At 64.9% G+C, this 17,920-nt stretch carries 15 protein-coding genes and 1 pseudogene; 11 read left to right on the forward strand and 5 right to left on the reverse strand.

The features are described from left to right. Positions 1 to 71 precede the first annotated feature (71 nt). Positions 72 to 1,733, forward strand: coding sequence for a tannase/feruloyl esterase family alpha/beta hydrolase (locus IVA87_RS21685; protein WP_247302822.1), 1,662 nt, complete (start codon positions 72 to 74; stop codon positions 1,731 to 1,733). A gap of 37 nt (positions 1,734 to 1,770) precedes the next feature. On the opposite strand, the gene IVA87_RS21690 is transcribed toward IVA87_RS21685, so the two are convergent. Next, entirely contained in the window at positions 1,771 to 3,498 is a 1,728-nt protein-coding gene (locus IVA87_RS21690) for an ATP-dependent Clp protease adaptor ClpS (protein ID WP_247334934.1), read from the reverse strand. A gap of 234 nt (positions 3,499 to 3,732) precedes the next feature. Here IVA87_RS21690 and IVA87_RS21695 point away from each other — a divergent pair, with 234 nt between their 5' ends. The 6 genes and pseudogenes from IVA87_RS21695 to IVA87_RS21720 all read left to right on the forward strand — a co-directional run bounded on the left by IVA87_RS21695 (position 3,733) and on the right by IVA87_RS21720 (position 10,596). Beyond that, on the forward strand, positions 3,733 to 4,182 hold the full coding sequence (locus IVA87_RS21695; RefSeq protein WP_247302828.1) for a MarR family winged helix-turn-helix transcriptional regulator: 450 nt from the start codon (positions 3,733 to 3,735) through the stop codon (positions 4,180 to 4,182). Then, positions 4,179 to 4,948: pseudogene (locus tag IVA87_RS21700) on the forward strand (enoyl-CoA hydratase). Before IVA87_RS21695 ends, IVA87_RS21700 begins: the two are co-directional and overlap by 4 nt. A 119-nt stretch (positions 4,949 to 5,067) precedes the next feature. Next, a complete protein-coding gene (locus IVA87_RS21705; protein WP_247334938.1) occupies positions 5,068 to 7,149 on the forward strand; it encodes a methyl-accepting chemotaxis protein in 2,082 nt (693 codons plus the stop codon). Between the two features lie 131 nt (positions 7,150 to 7,280). After that, positions 7,281 to 8,219, forward strand: a complete 939-nt coding sequence (locus tag IVA87_RS21710) for a dihydrodipicolinate synthase family protein (RefSeq protein WP_247302834.1) — start codon at positions 7,281 to 7,283, stop codon at positions 8,217 to 8,219. Positions 8,220 to 8,503: 284 nt separating this feature from the next. Then, positions 8,504 to 9,904 carry a selenium-binding family protein gene (locus tag IVA87_RS21715; protein WP_247334940.1) on the forward strand — a complete coding sequence of 467 codons (1,401 nt, stop codon included), beginning with the start codon at positions 8,504 to 8,506 and terminating at the stop codon, positions 9,902 to 9,904. 83 nt (positions 9,905 to 9,987) lie between these two features. Further along, a complete protein-coding gene (locus IVA87_RS21720) occupies positions 9,988 to 10,596 on the forward strand; it encodes a hypothetical protein (protein WP_247302884.1) in 609 nt (202 codons plus the stop codon). 6 nt (positions 10,597 to 10,602) lie between these two features. Here the strand turns inward: IVA87_RS21720 and IVA87_RS21725 are convergent, their stop codons facing one another. From IVA87_RS21725 to IVA87_RS21735, 3 genes are read right to left on the reverse strand one after another with little or no spacing between them, the layout of a single operon-like run. After that, positions 10,603 to 11,298, reverse strand: a complete 696-nt coding sequence (locus IVA87_RS21725; protein ID WP_247302838.1) for a DUF1045 domain-containing protein — start codon at positions 11,296 to 11,298, stop codon at positions 10,603 to 10,605. Between the two features lie 18 nt (positions 11,299 to 11,316). Continuing rightward, a complete protein-coding gene (locus tag IVA87_RS21730; RefSeq protein WP_247302840.1) occupies positions 11,317 to 12,510 on the reverse strand; it encodes an alpha-D-ribose 1-methylphosphonate 5-triphosphate diphosphatase in 1,194 nt (397 codons plus the stop codon). Then, positions 12,507 to 13,178 (reverse strand): chloramphenicol acetyltransferase, encoded by a 672-nt coding sequence (locus IVA87_RS21735; RefSeq protein WP_247302842.1) that lies wholly within the window; start codon positions 13,176 to 13,178, stop codon positions 12,507 to 12,509. Before IVA87_RS21735 ends, IVA87_RS21730 begins: the two co-directional genes overlap by 4 nt. Positions 13,179 to 13,365: 187 nt before the next feature. On the opposite strand from IVA87_RS21735, the gene phnC reads away from it, so the two are divergent. From phnC to phnE (IVA87_RS21755), 4 genes are all read left to right on the forward strand, one after another. Continuing rightward, a complete protein-coding gene (gene phnC, locus IVA87_RS21740; RefSeq protein WP_247334941.1) occupies positions 13,366 to 14,175 on the forward strand; it encodes a phosphonate ABC transporter ATP-binding protein in 810 nt (269 codons plus the stop codon). Positions 14,176 to 14,236: 61 nt separating this feature from the next. Further along, positions 14,237 to 15,172: a phosphonate ABC transporter substrate-binding protein gene (gene phnD / locus IVA87_RS21745; protein WP_247302846.1), complete on the forward strand. Its 936-nt coding sequence runs from the start codon at positions 14,237 to 14,239 to the stop codon at positions 15,170 to 15,172. A gap of 74 nt (positions 15,173 to 15,246) precedes the next feature. Next, positions 15,247 to 16,131 carry a phosphonate ABC transporter, permease protein PhnE gene (gene phnE / locus IVA87_RS21750; RefSeq protein ID WP_247334942.1) on the forward strand — a complete coding sequence of 295 codons (885 nt, stop codon included), beginning with the start codon at positions 15,247 to 15,249 and terminating at the stop codon, positions 16,129 to 16,131. Beyond that, on the forward strand, positions 16,128 to 16,976 hold the full coding sequence (gene phnE / locus IVA87_RS21755) for a phosphonate ABC transporter, permease protein PhnE (RefSeq protein WP_247302849.1): 849 nt from the start codon (positions 16,128 to 16,130) through the stop codon (positions 16,974 to 16,976). Before phnE (IVA87_RS21750) ends, phnE (IVA87_RS21755) begins: the two co-directional genes overlap by 4 nt. A 182-nt stretch (positions 16,977 to 17,158) precedes the next feature. Here phnE (IVA87_RS21755) and phnF read toward each other — a convergent pair whose 3' ends face one another. Then, positions 17,159 to 17,890 (reverse strand): phosphonate metabolism transcriptional regulator PhnF, encoded by a 732-nt coding sequence (gene phnF / locus IVA87_RS21760; protein ID WP_247302851.1) that lies wholly within the window; start codon positions 17,888 to 17,890, stop codon positions 17,159 to 17,161. Positions 17,891 to 17,920 lie beyond the last annotated feature (30 nt).

A 17,920-nucleotide genomic window follows, 5' to 3' on the forward strand; every position in this document is an offset into this window, starting at 1 on the left:
ACGGCCGGCGGTAGGTCGCCTTCAATGCGGCCTCCTGACGGATCGAACGAGAACAGAAAACAGGGGGAACCATGGCGCAAATGCGTGCGAAGCTCCGTGCGCTGCTCGTAGGGACGGCGGCTGCATTGATTGCGGGTAGCGCCTCGGCGGCGACGCTGACAGACGACGCCGAGACGGTCTGCAACGGTCTTGTTGGCGGCACTGATGCGGTGAAGATTGATTCCGCGACATTGCTGGCGCCGTCGCAACTCGCCGTCGCCGAGCGCGGGCCGACCCCGTCGGGGCGCATCACGCCGGCCAATCCGCGCTTCTGCAAGGTGCTCGGCCACATCGATCCCACCGACCCCAAGGCGCCGCCGATCAAATTCCAGGTCAACCTTCCCGCCGAATGGAACGGGCGCTCGCTGCAATATGGCGGCGGCGGTTTCAACGGCGTGCTGATCACCGGCCTTGCGCTGCCGCCGGCCTATCCCTTCGACAAGCCGTCACCGCTCGCGCGCGGCTTCGTCACCTATGGCACCGATTCCGGCCACGAGACCAAGCAGGGCGAGCCGCCGCAGCTGTTCGCGCTCAACGACGAAGCGTTCGAGAATTTCGCCCATCGCGCCTACAAGAAGGTGCGCGATGCTGCGGTTGCGCTGATGCAGCGCGCCTACGGCAGGAAGCCGGACAAGATGTACTTCATGGGCTCGTCCGAAGGCGGCCGCGAAGGCCTTACCATGGCGCAGCGTTATCCCGACGATTTCGACGGCATCTTCGCCCGCGTCCCCGTCATCAACTGGGTCGGCTTGCAGCATGCCGGCACCCGCTCGGGCCTCGTGACCATGGGCGAGGGCTGGATCAATCCGGCGCAGGTCAAGCTCGTCGGTGATGCCGTGCGCGCGGCCTGCGACAAGGCCGACGGCTCCGACGATGCGCTGGTGCAGGATCCCGTTTCCTGCAAGGCGGCGTTCAAGGTCGAGACGCTGCGCTGCGCGGCGGGCGAGAGCGGCGATCAGTGCCTCACTGACGCGCAGATCAAGGCCGTCAACACGCTGCACGCGCCCTACAAATTCCCGTTCGCGCTCGCCAATGGTCTCGACGATTATCCGGGCTGGGGCGTCTCCGGCGAGGACACGCCGGCAATCGGCCCGACCGGCGGCTGGGTCGCATGGTGGCTCGGCACCGCGCCGCCCGCGCAGCCGCCTGCGCCCAACAACGGCATCGCCTGGATCTACGGCGCCGGCGGCATCCAATATGTATTTGCGCGCGATCCCAAGCTCGACGTCACGACCTACAAGGTTGAGGAGCACAAGGCGCGGCTGCTCGAGATCTCCACGCTGATGGACTCGACCGATCCCGACCTTAGCCGCTTCCGGATGCGCGGCGGCCGGCTGATCATGCTCGAGCACATGGCCGACTATGCGCAGAGCCCCTATGCCGGCATCCGCTATTTCGACAGCGTCGAGCGCAAGCTCGGTAAGGCGGAGACCGCGGAGTTCGCGCGGCTCTACACCGCGCCCGGGGTCGACCATGTCGGCTCCGGCGCGCCGGCCAATGTTGACATGCTGAACGTGCTGGTCGACTGGGTCGAGCAGGGCAAGGCGCCCGGCGATCTCGAAGTCGCCGAGCAGAAGGTCGAAGCGCCGTCGTTCGCGACGCTGCGCGCGATGCCGCTGTGCCGCTGGCCGGCCTGGCCTCATTACAAGTCGGGCCCGGTGACGGAGGCCTCGAGCTTCACCTGCGCGCCGTAAACGCTCAGTCCAAGCCCGCCACTTCGGTGGGTAGGCGTTATCTCGTCGCCATCGCCTGTGCGCCTCCGAGCAATTGCGCATTGAGTTTGCCGCCGGAGAACAACATGTCGTCGAGCGCCTCGTCGATGTCGGCAGACACGACGGAATTGCCACCGTCTCGCGCGAGGCTCCCTTGCGCAAGCCGTCGCATCAATTCCTTGATGAAGGCACAGCTCGTGCCCTCACTGCGGCGGGCCGCTTCTGCGATGATTGCATCGTCGAGCGGCAGCCCCTTGCCGTAGAGCCGGACCAGCTTGCCGCGGCCGGTCTCGTCCGGCAGCGGGACTTCGATGGCCTGATCGATGCGGCCCGGGCGGCCGGCGAGGGCGCCTTCGAGGTCCTCAGGCCGGTTGGTGGTCAGGACGAACAGGATGTCCGCGTCCTCCTTCAGCCCGTCCATCTCGTTGAGCAACTTGTTCAGCATGGATTCTTCGCACGGCCCCATGTCGTCGCGGTCGCGGGCGATGAGATCGACATCCTCGATAACGACCATCGACGGCTGGAGCAGCCGTGCCAGACTCATATAAGCGCCGAGAAGCCCGATTTGCTCGGCGGTGATGATCAGTGTCGTGTGCCCGGGCAAATGAGTTGCCAGATAGCGGATCGTATGGGTCTTGCCGGTGCCCGGCGGTCCGTAAAGCAAGATGCCCTTACGTGTCGACTGGCCGAGCCGGCGCAATTGATCTCGGGTGTTGACGAAAGTCAGAACGTTGCGATTGAGCAGCCGCAGGGTCTGTTCGGGCAGGATCACCTCATCGCGCGCAACCGGCGGCAGCCGATGCACCGTGATGCCGCGCGAGCGGCCGCGATAGTCGGAATCGGCGTCGAGGGACAGGATCTTGCCGCGATAGCTGCGCGCAGCTTGCACGGCCTGCTCCAGCTCGCCAAAACACTGCTGCACGAGTGCCGCGCCCGCGGTGCCTGCCGGCACGAGGATCTCGATCCGAATTCCCGGTTCTCGGCTGTATTCGCGGTGGGCACACAGCAAGACCGCGTAACGAAGGCCATCCTGCTCGCACAGCCAGAGGCCGTTATCGAGACATTTGACCGGGCTCTTCTCGCCGACATCCACGTCGGAATATTGCAGCGGAGCAATCGCGAGCGCATTGCGGCCATCGCGGAGGAGCCGTGAGATCGACAGCGTTTCGTAGCGCTGTTCTTCGTTCAGCCCGAACAGCCGGATCGACTTGCCGAACAGTCCCTCGATCGCTGCCTGGACATCGACCCGCATATGGCCGGGAAACTGGCGGATGGTGGTCACGAGATTGCTACGCGAGACGTTGGCAAAATGCCAGTCAAGCACGTCGCAAGCGTATTCGAACTCCTCTTCCGGCTCTTGCGGTGTGTTCACGGTGTCTGCTGCGCGAATGCAGTCGCTGCACAGCCAGACCGTGCGGCTCCCGATCCGAACATCGGTCTGTCCCTCAGGCTTGCCGCAGAGCTCGCAGGGGGTCTTAATCTCTTCAAGCGTGATCCTCAGCGGATGTTGGCCGAGCCAGATATATTGCTGAGCCGACTTGAACAGCGCCTCGGCGACCGATTGCGGGTACGGACCGCAAGTGGCCTTCTCCTCCCGCTCGACCCGCGCTATCACCGCGGCCGCTTCACGCTCCGATTTGCCAAAAACCTGGCGGAGCAACCCGATGACAAACTCGTCCGGCGTTTCGTCATCATTGTGAATCACGAGCTGAGCCGGCTCGCGCTCGCCGCGCGCATCCTTCGTCATGAAATGATCCTATTGCAACCAAAACGAGTGAAGAACAAATATGGAACATAAAGGAGGGCGGCCGTCAAGCGCCAACGGGTGCGTCAAATTCCCGATGGAATTTCAATGCGCCATCCCACTCGCCGCCTTCGTGCCGCGTCGGCTTGACGATCGGCACGACCGCGATCGCCATGGCCATGCCGCATCGGCAACCCCTCTTTGACAACGCGATTGGCCTCGCATTATATATTTCGTATGCGAAATAAGGAAGCCGCAGCGAGCCACCATCGCCTGATCTACCTGCTGAGCGTCGCGCAACGCCGGTTGCAGCGCTGGATGGCGGCTCGCCCCGAGAGCGAGGTCACGCCGGCGCAGGCCGGGCTGCTGTTCATTCTCGGCAAGCAGGATGGTGTGCTGATCGGCGAGGCGGGCGCGGCGCTGGATCTTGGCCCGGCCGGTATTTCCGGCCTGGTCGATCGCACGGCAGCCGCCAAACTGATCGAGCGGCGGGCCGACCACGAGGACGGGCGCGCCTGGCGGATCTGGCTGACGCCGAAGGGGCGCAGCGCGCTGGCGCAGGCGAAAGCAGGCGCGGCGGAGGTCAACGCGGCGCTGACGGAGGGATTTACGGCTGCGGAGATCGACATCGTCGCACGCTGGCTGATGAGCATTCAGGACAAGTTTCCAAGAGGAGCAGACGAATGACCGAGCACGTCCGGATCGAGAACAACAGCGGAATTCTTACCCTCACGCTGGCGCGCCCCGACAAGAAGAACGCGCTGACGGACGCGATGTACGGCAAGCTCGCCGACAGTATCGAATCCGCCGAGTTCGATCCGTCCGCTCGCGTGATCCTGATCCGCGGCGAGGGCGACATGTTCACTGCCGGCAACGACGTCGGCGAATTTGCCGCGGTTGCAGCGGGCAAGTCGGAAGGCAGCCGCAACGTCGTGCGGTTCATTCAGTCGCTGGCACGTTGCACCCGGCCGCTGGTTGCGGCGGTGCAGGGCCGCGCCGTCGGCGTCGGCACCACCATGCTGCTGCATTGCGATCTCGTCGTGCTCGCCGACAATGCGCAATTGTCGACGCCCTTCGTCAGCCTCGCGCTAGTGCCGGAAGCGGCCTCCAGCCTGTTGATGCCGGCGCGGATCGGCTACGCCCGAGCTTACGAGATGTTCGCACTTGGCGAGACCGTGCCGGCGCAGGCCGCGCTGAATGGGGCCTCGCCAACCGGGTGCTGCCGCTCGACACGCTCGATGCCGAGGCGCTTGCGCTCGCGCAGCGCCTGGCCCGCCAGCCGGCCGGTGCGCTCATCGCCACCAAGAAGCTGATGCGCAATGGCGAGGCGCTGGTTGCGCAGCTGAACGCGGAGGGCGAGCAGTTCGCGCAGCGCCTGCGTACCGCCGAAGCGCGCGAGGCATTCACTGCCTTTGCCGAGCGCCGACCGCCGGATTTCACCAGGGTTGCGTGAGGGAACGCGGCCTGCCGCAGGCGCAGCGGGCACAACCCAGGTATTCGATTAAAGCCTTAACCAAACCTTGGCATGTCGCGGTGCAAGGTGGCTGCTCGTGAAGAGTAGGCCCCCGACCCATGGCAATGTTTAAGAAATCGGTAAGCTCGCTTCTCCTGACTTTGATGGCCCTGCTGGCCGCCGGCGCGCTGGCCAGCACGGCGATCCAGATGTTCGGGGCCTTCGGCCGCTACAGCGACAGTCTGGAGACCGAACGGCTTGCGAACGCGGACAAGGCGATCTTCCAGGGCGTGCTGTCCTTGCGCAACAATCGCGGCGATGCCCAGAGCGCGCTGCTCGGCGAGGACGATCCGCGTGCCAAGCTCGGCGCCGCCGAAAAGGCAGAGCAGGCCGGCTTTGACGCCATCATCGCCGCGCTCTCCACCGTGGAATTCGGCCGGCGCGACGAGCTCGCAAACACCTTGAAGCAGCGCTGGAGCGAGGCCGCGCCGAAATTCCAGCTGTTCTACGAGGAGGCCCGGCTGCCGCGCGGCGAGCGCAAGGTGGAGCGCACCGCCGCCTGGTACGATTCCGTCACGAAGGTGATCGAGACTGCCAATCTCGCGTCCACGGCGGTGTCGAACCGCGCCTGGATGAACGATCCTTTCATCGCCCGCATGATCCAGGCTCGCCGCCTCGCCTGGCAGGTGCGCGACCGCTATGGCATCCAGTGCTCGACCCTGCGCCCGAACGTCAACAGCTCCAAGCCGCTCGACGAGACCCAGAAGCAGACCGTGGCCAGCTGGAACGGCATCGTCAGCGCCGGCTGGACCGGCATGGAGGAGCTGCTGGCTGCGCCCGACGTGACGGCGGACCTCGCCAATGCGGCCAAGGAGGCACGGGCCAAGACCGATGGAGTGCTCAAGCAGATCGGCGAACTGACCAAGAACCTCGACGGCAGCGGCCGCCCCGCGATGCCCGCTTCGGAATGGAACGCGTTGTGCCAGTCGCCGTTCGCGTCCATCGTCGCTGTCGCGAACAAAGCCCTCGACCAGTCGATCGCGCGCGCGGAGACCGTTCAGAATAAAGCCCTCACCAATCTGATCGTGCAGTCGCTGGCATTCCTCGTGGCGCTGGCCGTGACCCTGGCCGGTGTGTTTGTGGTGCGCAATCGCCTGATGCGCCCGGTGCGCGCCATTCTCGACGCCATCGCCCGCATCAGCGCACGCGACTATGCGACGCCGGTGCCGCAATCCCGGCATCCTGACGAGTTCGGCACCATGGCCGCCGCGCTCGAAAGTCTGCGCGAAAGTGCTGCGACCGCCGAGCGCCTCGGCCGGGAACGCGAATCCCAGCAGGCGCTCCAGCTCGCCCGCTCCGGCACCGTCGATTCCGCCTGCCACAGCTTCGACGACACCGTGCAGGCTGTCATCCAGAGTGTTGCGGCCTCGACGCGGGAGCTCGATGACACCGCCAGCGGCGTGCGCTCGCTGGTCTCACAATCGAGCAGCCAGACCGCGGCGGTCTCCTCCGCGGCCGAGCAGGCCACCAACAATCTCGAGACCATCGCGGCGGCGACCGAGGAGCTCTCCGCGTCCGTCGGCGAGATCTCCGCGCAGGTGCAGGCCAGCGCTCGCGAGGCCCGCGAAGCCGTGTCGCAGGCCGCGCAGACCAACGCGACCGTTGAGATCCTCGACCAGACCGCGAGCCGCATCGGCGAGGTCGTGAAGATGATCAACGCCATCGCCGGCCAGACAAACCTTTTGGCATTGAACGCCACGATCGAGGCCGCGCGCGCGGGCGAAGCCGGCCGCGGCTTTGCCGTGGTCGCCGGCGAGGTCAAGAGCCTCGCGGCGCAGACGGCGACCGCGACGGAAGAGATCTCGCGTCAGGTCGAGGAGATCCAGGGCGCGACGGGCCAGGCCGTTGCTGCCATCCGGTCGATCGGCGGCGCCATCAGCGGCATCGACGAGAAGATGACGGCGATTGCCGCGGCCGTCGAGCAGCAGCGCGCGGCCACCACCGAGATCTCGCGCAACTTCCAGCAGGCCGCACAAGGCACCCGCGAGGTCACCGACACCATCGGCAGCGTCGCCAGGCTCAACCAGGAGACCGGCAACGCCGGCACGGTGCTGTCTCACTCCGTCAAGAAGATGTCGGCTGACGCCGATCGTCTCCGCGTCGCGGTCGAGGGCTTTTTGGGAGCGGTGAAGACCGCGTAGTTTCGCCTCATTCCTGATTTCCAACGTCGCGCCTTCGGCATTGCCGCAGGTCGCCGCGGCGGGTACATCTGTGCCGCCTCGCAGCGTGTGCGCGGCGCCAGACGTAAGACACATCAGGGATGGAGAGTTCGATGCCGGTCACCCCACACAAGGCCCAGCGCCCCTACCGCGGCGTGTTCCCGGTCGCACCCACCATCTTCGACGAGCGCGGCGAGCTCGATCTCGAAGGACAGCGCCGCTGCATCGATTTCATGATTGACGCCGGCTCGCACGGCATCTGCATCCTCGCCAATTTCTCCGAGCAGTTCGTGCTCACCGATGCCGAGCGCGAAACCGTGATGCATACGGTGCTGGAGCATGTCGCCGGGCGGGTTCCCGTGATCGTCACCACCACGCATTTCAGCTCGGCCGTCTGCGCGGCGCGCAGCAGGCAGGCCGAGGCGGCCGGCGCCGCCATGGTGATGGTGATGCCGCCCTATCACGGCGCGACCTTCCGCGTCCCCGAGAAGGGCATCGTCGAATTCTTCAAGGTGCTCTCGGGCGCGATCACCATTCCGATCATGATTCAGGATGCGCCCGTTGCCGGCACGCCGCTTTCGGTCGAGCTGCTTGCGCGGCTGTCGCGCGAATTCTCCAACATCCGCTATTTCAAGATCGAGGTGCCCGGCGCTGCCGCAAAGCTGCGCAGCCTGATCGATGCGGGTGGCAAGGACATCGAGGGCCCCTGGGACGGCGAGGAGGCGATCACGCTGCTCGCCGATCTCGATGCCGGCGCCACCGGGGCGATGACCGGCGGCGGTTATCCCGACGGCATTCGCCAGATCATCGATCCCTATTTCGCCGGCAAGCGCGAGGAGGCCAAGGCGGCCTACGAGCGCTGGCTGCCGCTGATCAATTACGAGAACCGCCAATGCGGCCTGATCGCCTGCAAGGTCATGATGCAGGCCGGTGCCGTGATCAAGTCGGACACGGTGCGCCATCCGCTGCAGCCGCTGCATCCGGCGACGCGCGCGGGGCTGCTGGAGCTGGCCAAGGAGCGCGACGCGCTGGCGCTGCGGTGGGGGAAGTAGGGCTCTCCACCGTCGTTGCGAGAAGCGAAGCGACGAAACAATCCAAACTGTTTCGGCGGAGAAAGTCTGGATTTGCGTCGCTTCGCTCGCAACGACGGGTCCGCCCATTTCGGCTGAAGGCGTCGAATTAGCGCGGTTCGGGTGGTTTCCCGCTGCCCGGCGATGACATATTGTACGTTCGCCAACCAGGCCTGCGGAGAATCCAGGACATCGCGTAACAGCTCTTCTTTTGCCGCTATTTCGAGCCAGGTTGGCGTGAACCGACGGAACAGGGAGGCAGTGCCATGACGATGAGGCCGGATCCCACCTTTCACGCATCGCCCAAGCTTGCGATGGAAGCACCAGCGGAGAATTTTGCTTACACGCTGTTGCTCAGTCCAGATTTCTCAAAACCTGATGCTCTCGCGGTCATCGACGTCAAGCCGGGATCGCCGACCTACAGCCAAATCGTCCATACCGTGACGATGCCCAACAAGGGCGATGAGTTTCACCACTTCGGCTGGAATGCCTGCTCCTCCGCCTTGTCGCCGCTCGCGGGACATGCCTTCATCGAGCGGCGCTATCTCATCATCCCCGGACTGCGCTCGTCGCGGATCTACATCATCGACACCAAGCCAGATCCGACCAAAGCCAAGATTCACAAGATCATCGAGCCCGAAGAAGTCTTCAAAAAGACCGGTTACTCGCGGCCGCATACCATCCATTGCGGGCCGGACGGCATCTATGTGAGCACGCTGGGCGGCGGCGGCCAAGACGGCACCAACGGCCCTCCGGGCGTTTTCATCATGGATTGCGAGACGTTCGAGGTCCTGGGACGATGGGAGATCGACCGCGGTCCGCAGACGTTGCACTATGATTTCTGGTGGAACCTGCCGCGCGACTACATGGTGACGAGTGAATGGGCGTTGCCGCCGCAGTTCGAGAACGGGATCGTCCCGGAAGATCTGCTTGCGAATAAATACGGCCATCGTCTCCACTTCTGGGATCTTCGAGCCCGTCGCAACGTCCAGACCATCGACCTCGGCGCCAATCATCAGATGGCCCTGGAGGTGCGGCCCGCGCACGATCCGGTTCGCGAATACGGCTTCGTAGGCGTCGTGGTCGACACCACCAATCTCGAAGCATCGATCTGGACCTGGTGGCGCGAAGGCGGGACATTCCACGTGGAGAAGACGGCGACGATCCAGCCGGAGCCCGCGCCAAAGGAGAAGCTCCCGCCGCTGCTCCAGGGCTTTGGTGCTGTGCCGCCTCTGGTGACCGATATCGACCTGTCGATGGATGATCGCTTTCTCTATGTCTCGTGTTGGGGCACGGGTGAAATGCGCCAGTACGAGGTCAGTGATCCGCGAAAGCCGAAGCTTGCAGGCTCCGTCCACATCGGCGGCATCGCGCGCCGCACGCCACATCCGAACGGCAAGCCCTTTGCGGCAGGTCCGCAGATGGTCGAGATCAGCCGCGATGGCAGGCGCGTGTACTGGACCAATTCGCTCTATTCCACCTGGGATGACCAGTTCTATCCCGACGGAGTTCCGGGCGTGGAAGTCATGGCCAATGTCGGTCGCGACGGCGGTCTCGAGCTCCACAAGGATTACTTCGTAAGCTTCCCCGACGGATATCGTGCGCACCAGATCAGGCTGGAGGGCGGCGATTGTTCGACGGACTCCTTTTGCTACCCGTCGGCCTAGATTGGGGACAGGCGAGCCCGGCGCCTGGCTGGCTTTGGCTCGCTCTTGTTGCGAGCGGCTTCTATCACGGGATCAATCCGGGCATGGGATGGCCGCTCGCCGTTTCGGCCGGGCTCATGGACAAGAGCCCGCGCGCGCTCTTCCGTGCGTTGTGGGCCCTCTCGGCCGGGCATCTCCTGGCAACGCTTCTCGTGCTGCTGCCGTTCGCGCTGCTGCTCGTGCTGGCCGAGTGGCAGCGTTCGATCCAGATCAGCGCGAGCCTTCTCGTCATCGGCTTCGGCGTCTATCGGCTGATTGCGCGGCGCCATCCCCGCACGCTGGCACGAATTCCGCCAACGCAATTGGCGCTCTGGTCGTTTGCCGTTGCCATTGCTCACGGCGCCGCCTTGATGCTGGTGCCGATCTATCTCGGTCTCTGCCAGGCTTTTGGACTCGATGCCGGCCATGCCGCTGCCGGCGCGCTGATGAAGGCAAGTCTTGTGAAGGCAAGTCTCGGGATGGCGGTGCTGGTCTCTCTGGTGCACGTTGCCGCCATGATCAGCGCGGGCGGATGCCTGGCGTGGCTGGTCTACCGCTATCTGGGATTGAGGTTTGTCTCCCGAAGCTGGTTCAACCTGGATGTGATCTGGGCGACCAGCCTCATTGTAGTTGGGATTGTGGCGCTCGCCTTCAATCTTGCGAGCTGGCGCTGAAATCTACTACGTCAGAGCCCACTCGCCGACGATGCGGAAGCGCGATGCGGCATCATGCTGCCGAAACAGCGCGATGCGGTCGATCGCCAACGTGTCGAGACCGAGCGCTGCAAACCGGGACCGCAGCATCTCGATAATCGGTCCGCGCCGCTCCGCATCCAGCCGGCCGGTCAGGGTCATGTGGAAGCGGAACTCCTCCATCACATAAGGATAGCCCCAGCGATCGAGATAATCGCGCTGCCGTTCGCTCAGCTTCTCGGGCCTGCGTCGTGCGCGGTCTTCCGCCGTCAGGGCCGCACGAAAAGAATCGAAGTCGCGGGCGCAATCGGCGGCGAGCTGCCCGAGCGCGCCGACAGGCTCGGCCGGAATGACGGCGATGAAGCCGCTGATGGCATCGACGACCGGTCGTATCGCCGGAATTGGTCGCTCCTTACCAGCAAATGCCGCGCAGGCCGCCGCGAGCTCGGCCTCGCTCTTGCCCGGCGCCAGCATCATCGGCGCCTTCAGTGTGGCGTGAAAGCCGTATTTGCGGGGATCGGCGCTGATATCGCGCCAGTCCGGCGCGACATCCAGTGCCTCGCGCGGAAACGGCACTTCGTCGCCGCTGTAGGCATCATAGCCGAGCAGCTCGGCGCCGAAGCGGGAGAGGGCGCTGTCGGCGCCGGCCGCAAAATAGATCGCGTAGCGGGGAAAACCTGTCATCGCCTCAGCATAACCAATCTAAGCCGCAACGACAGCCTCGCGCGGCGCCGCCGCTGCCGCAAGCAGCCGCGTCGCATCGGTGAGATGCACCAGCTTGCCGCCTGATATCACGGCGATCAGCCGCGGCCGCAACTCCACGCTGTCGTCGACCAAAAGAATGTCGGCGCGGCGCCCTTGCGCGATGGCGCCGCGATCGGTAAGGCCGGTTGCACGCGCAGGTCCGGCAGAGACCAAATCCCAGGCCTGCTCCAGCGGCAGCACGCGGTCGGCGGCGAGCCGGAATGCGGCCAGCAGCTGCGCCGGATAGTAATAGTCCGAGGCCAGCACCGAGCAGAGACCCTTGGCGACCATGTCCGACGCTCTGGTCCAGCCGGTGTGACTGCCGCCGCGCACGACGTTCGGGGCGCCATAAACGATGGCGTCGCCGTGGCTTGCTGCCGCCCGCGCTGTCTCCTCGTTGATCGGAAACTCGGCGATCATCGCACCGAGATCGCGAAACTCCTGGCGCATCGCCGGCGTCGCATCGTCATGCGAAAGCATCCGCACCCCGGCGGCGCGGGCCGCCGCCGCGAGCCGCGAGAGCGACGCCGGAACGTCGGCGGCGCGCGCCACCACACGTTCGACCAGCCGGTCAAATTCCTCGCTCGACAGCCCGGTGCGCTCCACCATGCGGTTGCGCTTGCGCGGCTTGGCCATATCGGCAAGCGTGCCGTCCATGTGGTCGTTGAAGGCGAACAGGTCGACGCGGCCTTCCGCGAGCCACTGGCTGATCTCGGTCTCGGCATCGAGATTGTAGGTCTCGTGCCGCAGATGGAAGCGGGTGTCGGCGGCGAATTGCGGACGCTGCCGCTCGATCGCCTCCATCAAGCCGCGCGCATTGCCAGCGCTGCGCAGGCCAGGCTCCCACGAACAGGTCGTGGCGTGGAACACCGTGGTGATGCCGTTGCTGATCGCCTGACGATCACTGTCGGCGAGCGCGACGTCGATCGGGAAATCGACGCCGGCGCGCGGCATCATCTGGCGCTCGAAGGCATCGCCATGCAGATCGACGATGCCTGGCAGCACCAGCAGGTCGCGCGCATCAATCGCGAGCCGCGCGCGGCCGCGAGGGACATCGACCAACGCAATGTCCGTTCCGGACACGAGAAGTGAGGTTTCGACGAGCTCGGCGCCGATCAGGGCCCGGCCGCCTTCAAGGAAAATGTCTGTCACGCGACCGCGCTTGGTTTGCTGGCAGGAGGACCGGTGAAAGAGCTCGCCCGTGCTTCGTATGTCGCGAGGAAATCTTCAATCCCGAGCTTGCGGAAATCGGGCAGCGCTTCACGCAATTTGTCGTGATCCCAGTCCCACCAGGCGAGCTTGGCGAGCCGGCCGGCGATCTGCTCCGAGAACCGCCGCCGCACGATGCGCGCCGGATTGCCGGCGACGATGGTGTAGGCCGGCACGTCCTTGGTCACGATAGCGCCCGCCGCGATCACCGCGCCGGTGCCGATATTGCGGCCGGGCAGCACGATCGCGCCGTGGCCGATCCAGACATCGTGACCGATATGGACGTGATGTTGACGGCGCCAGTCGAAGAACTCGGTGTCGTCGCTCTCGCCTTCGAAATAGGCGCTTGAACGGTAGGTGAAATGCGCCTGGGTCGCACGATGCATCGGATGATTGCCGGGATTGATCCGCGTCATTGCCGCGATCGAGCAGAACTTTCCGATGGTGGTGTAGGTGATCTGGGCATCGTTGACGACATAGGAGTAATCGCCCATCGCCACGTCATGCAGTACGGTGCGCGCGCCGACCTCGGTGTAGGCGCCGAGCCTGGCCTCGTGCAGCTTGGCCGAGGGATCAATGGTCGGCTGAATCGAAAGAGCTCTGGCGGCCATGTTGCATCCGAAGCGCGAGGGTGGGGCATTTTTCTTGGAGCGGCTTGATGACAATGCTTTGATGACAACGTCATGACGTGGCGATGACAGGGGATGACGTGTGTTGGATCGCCGCACCGCAACGCGGATGTCACACAAGTGTTAAGCGCCAGCGTTAGCGGTGGGTTCAGTTAATCTGGAGCCCTGCATGCTGGTGGTGGAAGGTCTGACGTGTCGCTTCGGCGCAAAGGCCGCGGTGGACGACGCTTCGTTTCAAGTTTCCCCGGGCGGCTTCGTCGGTGTGATCGGACGCTCCGGCGCCGGCAAGTCGACCCTGCTGCGGACCATCAACCGCCTGGCGACGCCGACCGCGGGCCGCATCCTGTTCGATGGCACCGATGTCACCGCGCTGCGCGGCAAGGAGCTGCGGCAATGGCGGGCGCGCTCGGCGATGATCTTCCAGCAGTTCAATCTGGTCGGCCGGCTCGATGTCCTCACCAACGTCCTGATGGGACGCCTCGCAACGATGCCCGCCTGGCGCTCGCTGTCGCAGCTCTGGCCCGAGCAGGACAAGGCGCTGGCGATGTCCGCGCTGGAGCAGTTCGACATCGCTGCGCTCGCCGCCCAGCGCGCCGACCAGCTCTCCGGCGGACAGCAGCAGCGCGTGGCGATTGCCCGCGCCCTGGTGCAGCAGCCCGACATCATCCTCGCCGACGAACCGATTGCCTCGCTCGATCCGCGCAACACCAAGATCGTGATGGATGCGCTGCTGCGCATCAACAAGCATTTCGGCATCACCGTGCTCTGCAATCTGCATTCGCTCGATCTGGCGCGCAGCTATTGCGACCGCCTGATCGGCATGGCGCAGGGCCGCGTGGTGTTCGATGGCGCGCCGGCCGCGCTGACCGATCACGTGGCGCGCGAGCTCTACGATCTCGAGGCTGCCGACGTCATGGGCGGCATGCCCATCCCGGCGCCCGAGGGCGTCCCGGCGCTTGGAACGGCGGCTGCCGCCTGAGCCTCGCCCGATTAGTTCAAGTCTTTTGCGTCAACCGACCCCAACCGACGAAGAGGGTATCATGATCACTCGCAGATTAATCCTTGCCGGCGCCGCCGCGCTCGCGCTTGCCACCTCCGCCTCGGCGGACGACTGGAAAGCCAAATATCCCGAGCTGACCTTCGCGGTCATTCCAGCGGAAAACGCTTCGGGCGTCACTGAGCGCTGGGCGCCGTTCATGAGCTATCTCTCCAAGGAATTGGGCGTGAAGGTCACGCTGCGCATCGCCAACGACTACGCCGCGGTGATCGAGGGCCAGCGCGCCGGCAACATCCATATCGCGAGCTATGGCTCGGCCTCGTTCGCCCGCGCCCGTCTGACCGGCGTCAAGACCGATGCCTTCGCCAACGACATCAACGCCGACGGCTCGACCGGCTATTATTCCGTGTTTTTCGTCAAGGCGAGCAGCCCCTACAAGAAGGTCGATGACCTCAAGGGCAAGAACCTCGGCCTCGTCGACCCGAACTCGACCTCGGGCAACAACGTGCCGCGCTTCGAGCTGGACAAGATGGGCATCGCCGACGCCGACACCTATTTCGGCAAGGTCGTCTTCACCGGCAGCCACGAGAACGCGATGCTGGCGCTGGCGCAGGGCACGGTCGACGTCGCCGCCAACCAGTGGACCAGCGATGACGATTCGACGCTGGCGCAGATGCTGACCAAGGGCATGTTGAAGAATGCCGACGGCTCGCCGATGAAGAAGGACGATTTCCGCATCATCCATAAGTCGGCGCCGATCATCAACGGCCCATACGCCTACAACTCGGACCTGCCGGACGACGCCAAGGCGGCGATCGCGAAGGCGTTCTTCGACGCGCCGGCCAAGGACAAGGCGGCCTTCGATCGCCTCCAGGACGGCCAGAAGAAGGGCTTTCATCCCGCCACCAACAAGGACTGGGATGGCACGATCGAGCTGATCAAGTTCGTCGATGCGCTGCGTAAGAAGAAGGCGTCCTGAGTTTGGGACGATGCACTGGAGCCGGGTCGATGGACCCGGCTCTTTCTCTTTGATCGACCACTTGTTCTGACCAGATGACCGTCGTGGTTTCGATCCTTCCCGAGCAGCAGCTTGCGGTGCTCAACGCCGCCTATCGCCAGGCGGTCGCGCGCAAGCGTTGGCGCCTGCTGTTGGGAGCCGGTATCTTCGCAGGTGCGCTGGTCCTCGCCGCGATCGGCGCCGAAGTGAATTTGCGCACGCTGTTCACCTATTTCGGCAACTTCATCAGCTATTTCGATCGCATCCTCACGCTCGACAACGGCCAGCGGGTCTGGACCGATCTCGGCGAGTGGCTCTGGGGCTGGCGCAAATGGCTGAGGATGCTGGGTGAGACGCTGCTGATCTCCTATGTCGGCACGCTGATCGGCGCCACCTTCGCCTTTGCCCTGAACTTCTTCGCGGCGGAGAACACTTCGCCTGCGCCCTGGCTGCGCTTTACGGTGCGGCGCCTGCTCGAATTCGCCCGCACCGTTCCCGGCATCGTGTTCGCGCTGATCTTCGTCATCGCCTTCGGGTTAGGTCCGATGGCGGGTGTGCTCGCGATCGCGATTCACTCCACCGGCGCGCTCGGTAAGCTGTTCTCGGAGATCGTGGAGAATGCTGACATGAAGCCGGTCGAGGGCGTCCGCTCGACCGGGGCGAGCTGGCTGTCTTGCATGCGCTTTGCAATCGTGCCGCAGGTCACCGCAGGTTATGCCAGCTACGCGCTGCTGCGCTTCGAGATCAACGTTCGCGAAGCCTCGGTGATGGGCTTCGTCGGCGCCGGCGGCATCGGCCAGGAGCTCGTCGTCGCCATCCGCAAGTTCTATTACTCCGACGTCAGCGCGATCCTGCTCACCATCATCGTGACCGTCTTCATCATCGACATCACCACCGGATGGCTGCGCGGCCGGCTGTTCGGCAAGGAGGCGCGGACGTGACCGGGCCGCAGCAAGTCGAGTCGCGAGAAATCCGCGCCCGCTATCCCGATGTGTTCGACCGGCCGGCCTCGGCGCGGCTTGCAACGCCCGCGATGATCGTCGCGGCGTTCGCGATCCTGATCTATGGTCTGGTCGATCTCGATTTCTCGCCGTCACGATTCCTCGCAGGCCTCAGCCAGCTCGGCTGGATCAGCCTGATGATGATCCCGCCCGATCCCGGCTCCTCGTTTCCGGTCTATCTGAAGGCGCTGGGCGAGACGCTGTCGATCGCGCTGCTCGGCACGACGCTGGCGGCGCTGTTCGCGCTCCCGGTCAGTCTGCTGGCCGCGCGCAACGTGGTGCCGTCGAAGATCCTGCGCTTTCCCGTTCGCCGCTTGCTGGATTCGATCCGCGGCGTCGACACGCTGATCTGGGCGCTGGTGTGGATCAATGTGGTCGGGCTCGGCCCGTTCGCCGGCGTGCTCGCCATCGCCGTGTCGGATTTCGGCGCCTTCGGAAAACTGTTCTCGGAGGCGATCGAGGGCGCCGACCAGAAGCAGGTTGAAGGCATCCGCGCTTCCGGCGGCAGCGCGCTGCACGAGATTCGCTTCGGGCTGCTGCCGCAGGTCCTGCCCGTGATCGCCGGTCAGGTGCTCTATTTCATCGAATCCAACACCCGCTCGGCCACAATCATCGGCATTGTCGGTGCCGGCGGCATTGGCCTCCAGCTCGCCGAGCAGATCCGCGTCTTGGAATGGCAGAAGGTGTCGTTCCTGATCCTGATGATCTTGGTTGCGGTTGCCGCGATCGATTTCATTTCCGGCAAGCTGCGCTTTGCGATTATCGGACGAAGGGCTATCGCTTAACTCAGGTGCGGCCGCAGTCTTCTTCCCTTCTCGCCTTGTGGGAGAAGGGGGCGCGAAGCGCCGGATGAGGGATCCGTCTCCGCGCATTCAAATGAGAGCTGGACTCGCGGAGAGGACCCCTGACCCGTCTCGCCGCTGTGCGGCGAGCCACCCTCTCCCACAAGGGGAGAGGGGAAGAGGGCTCACCCGTTCTCCACCAAAAACTCCACCCGCTCCGCCGCGAACCGCGAGTGCTTTGTCACCAGCGGTCTGCCGCCGAGATCGTGGTCGGTGGCATCGACCACGAGGATCGGTCGTCCCAGTGCAAGATCGAGCCGGGCGGCGTCGGTCGCGTCGACGATGCCGGCCGTTATCCGGGTCGCGCCGCGGCGGTAGTCGCGGATGCCGTAGTGCTCCAGCAACTTCGTCATCGAGCGCGTCGCGGCGAACACGGCACCTGCGCCCGGAAACAACTCGGCCGACAACCACGTGGTGGAGACGCAGATCGGCGTGCGATCGGCGAGGCGAATCGCCTCGATCCGCACCAGCGGCGCGCCGGCCTTCAAGCCGAGCTCGCGCGCCAGCTCCCGGGTTGCGACGTCATTGGAGGTCTCGATCAACTGGCCGCGCGGCTCGCGGCCGCCGGCGCCGACGATCTCGGAGAACCGGGTGCGCGAGCGCAGCGGATAGGCCAGCTTCTGCGCCTCGACATAGGTTCCGCTGCCGCGCTCGGCCCGCACCAGGCCGCGCTCGGCCAGCGCGGCCAGCGCGCGCCGCACGGTGTGGCGGTTCACGCGGTAGGTTTCCGCGATCTCCATCTCGCCCGGTAATTTGTCGCCGGCGGCAAAGCGGCCGTCGGCGATACCGCGCTCGATGCCGTCGGCGATGAGGCGCCACAGCGCGACGCCCGAAGATGCAGTGTCTTGCATGCTCATATCGCTGGTCAGCCTAGCTGAGAAATCACG

The organism is Bradyrhizobium sp. 147, from assembly GCF_023073935.1.
Classification (GTDB): domain Bacteria; phylum Pseudomonadota; class Alphaproteobacteria; order Rhizobiales; family Xanthobacteraceae; genus Bradyrhizobium.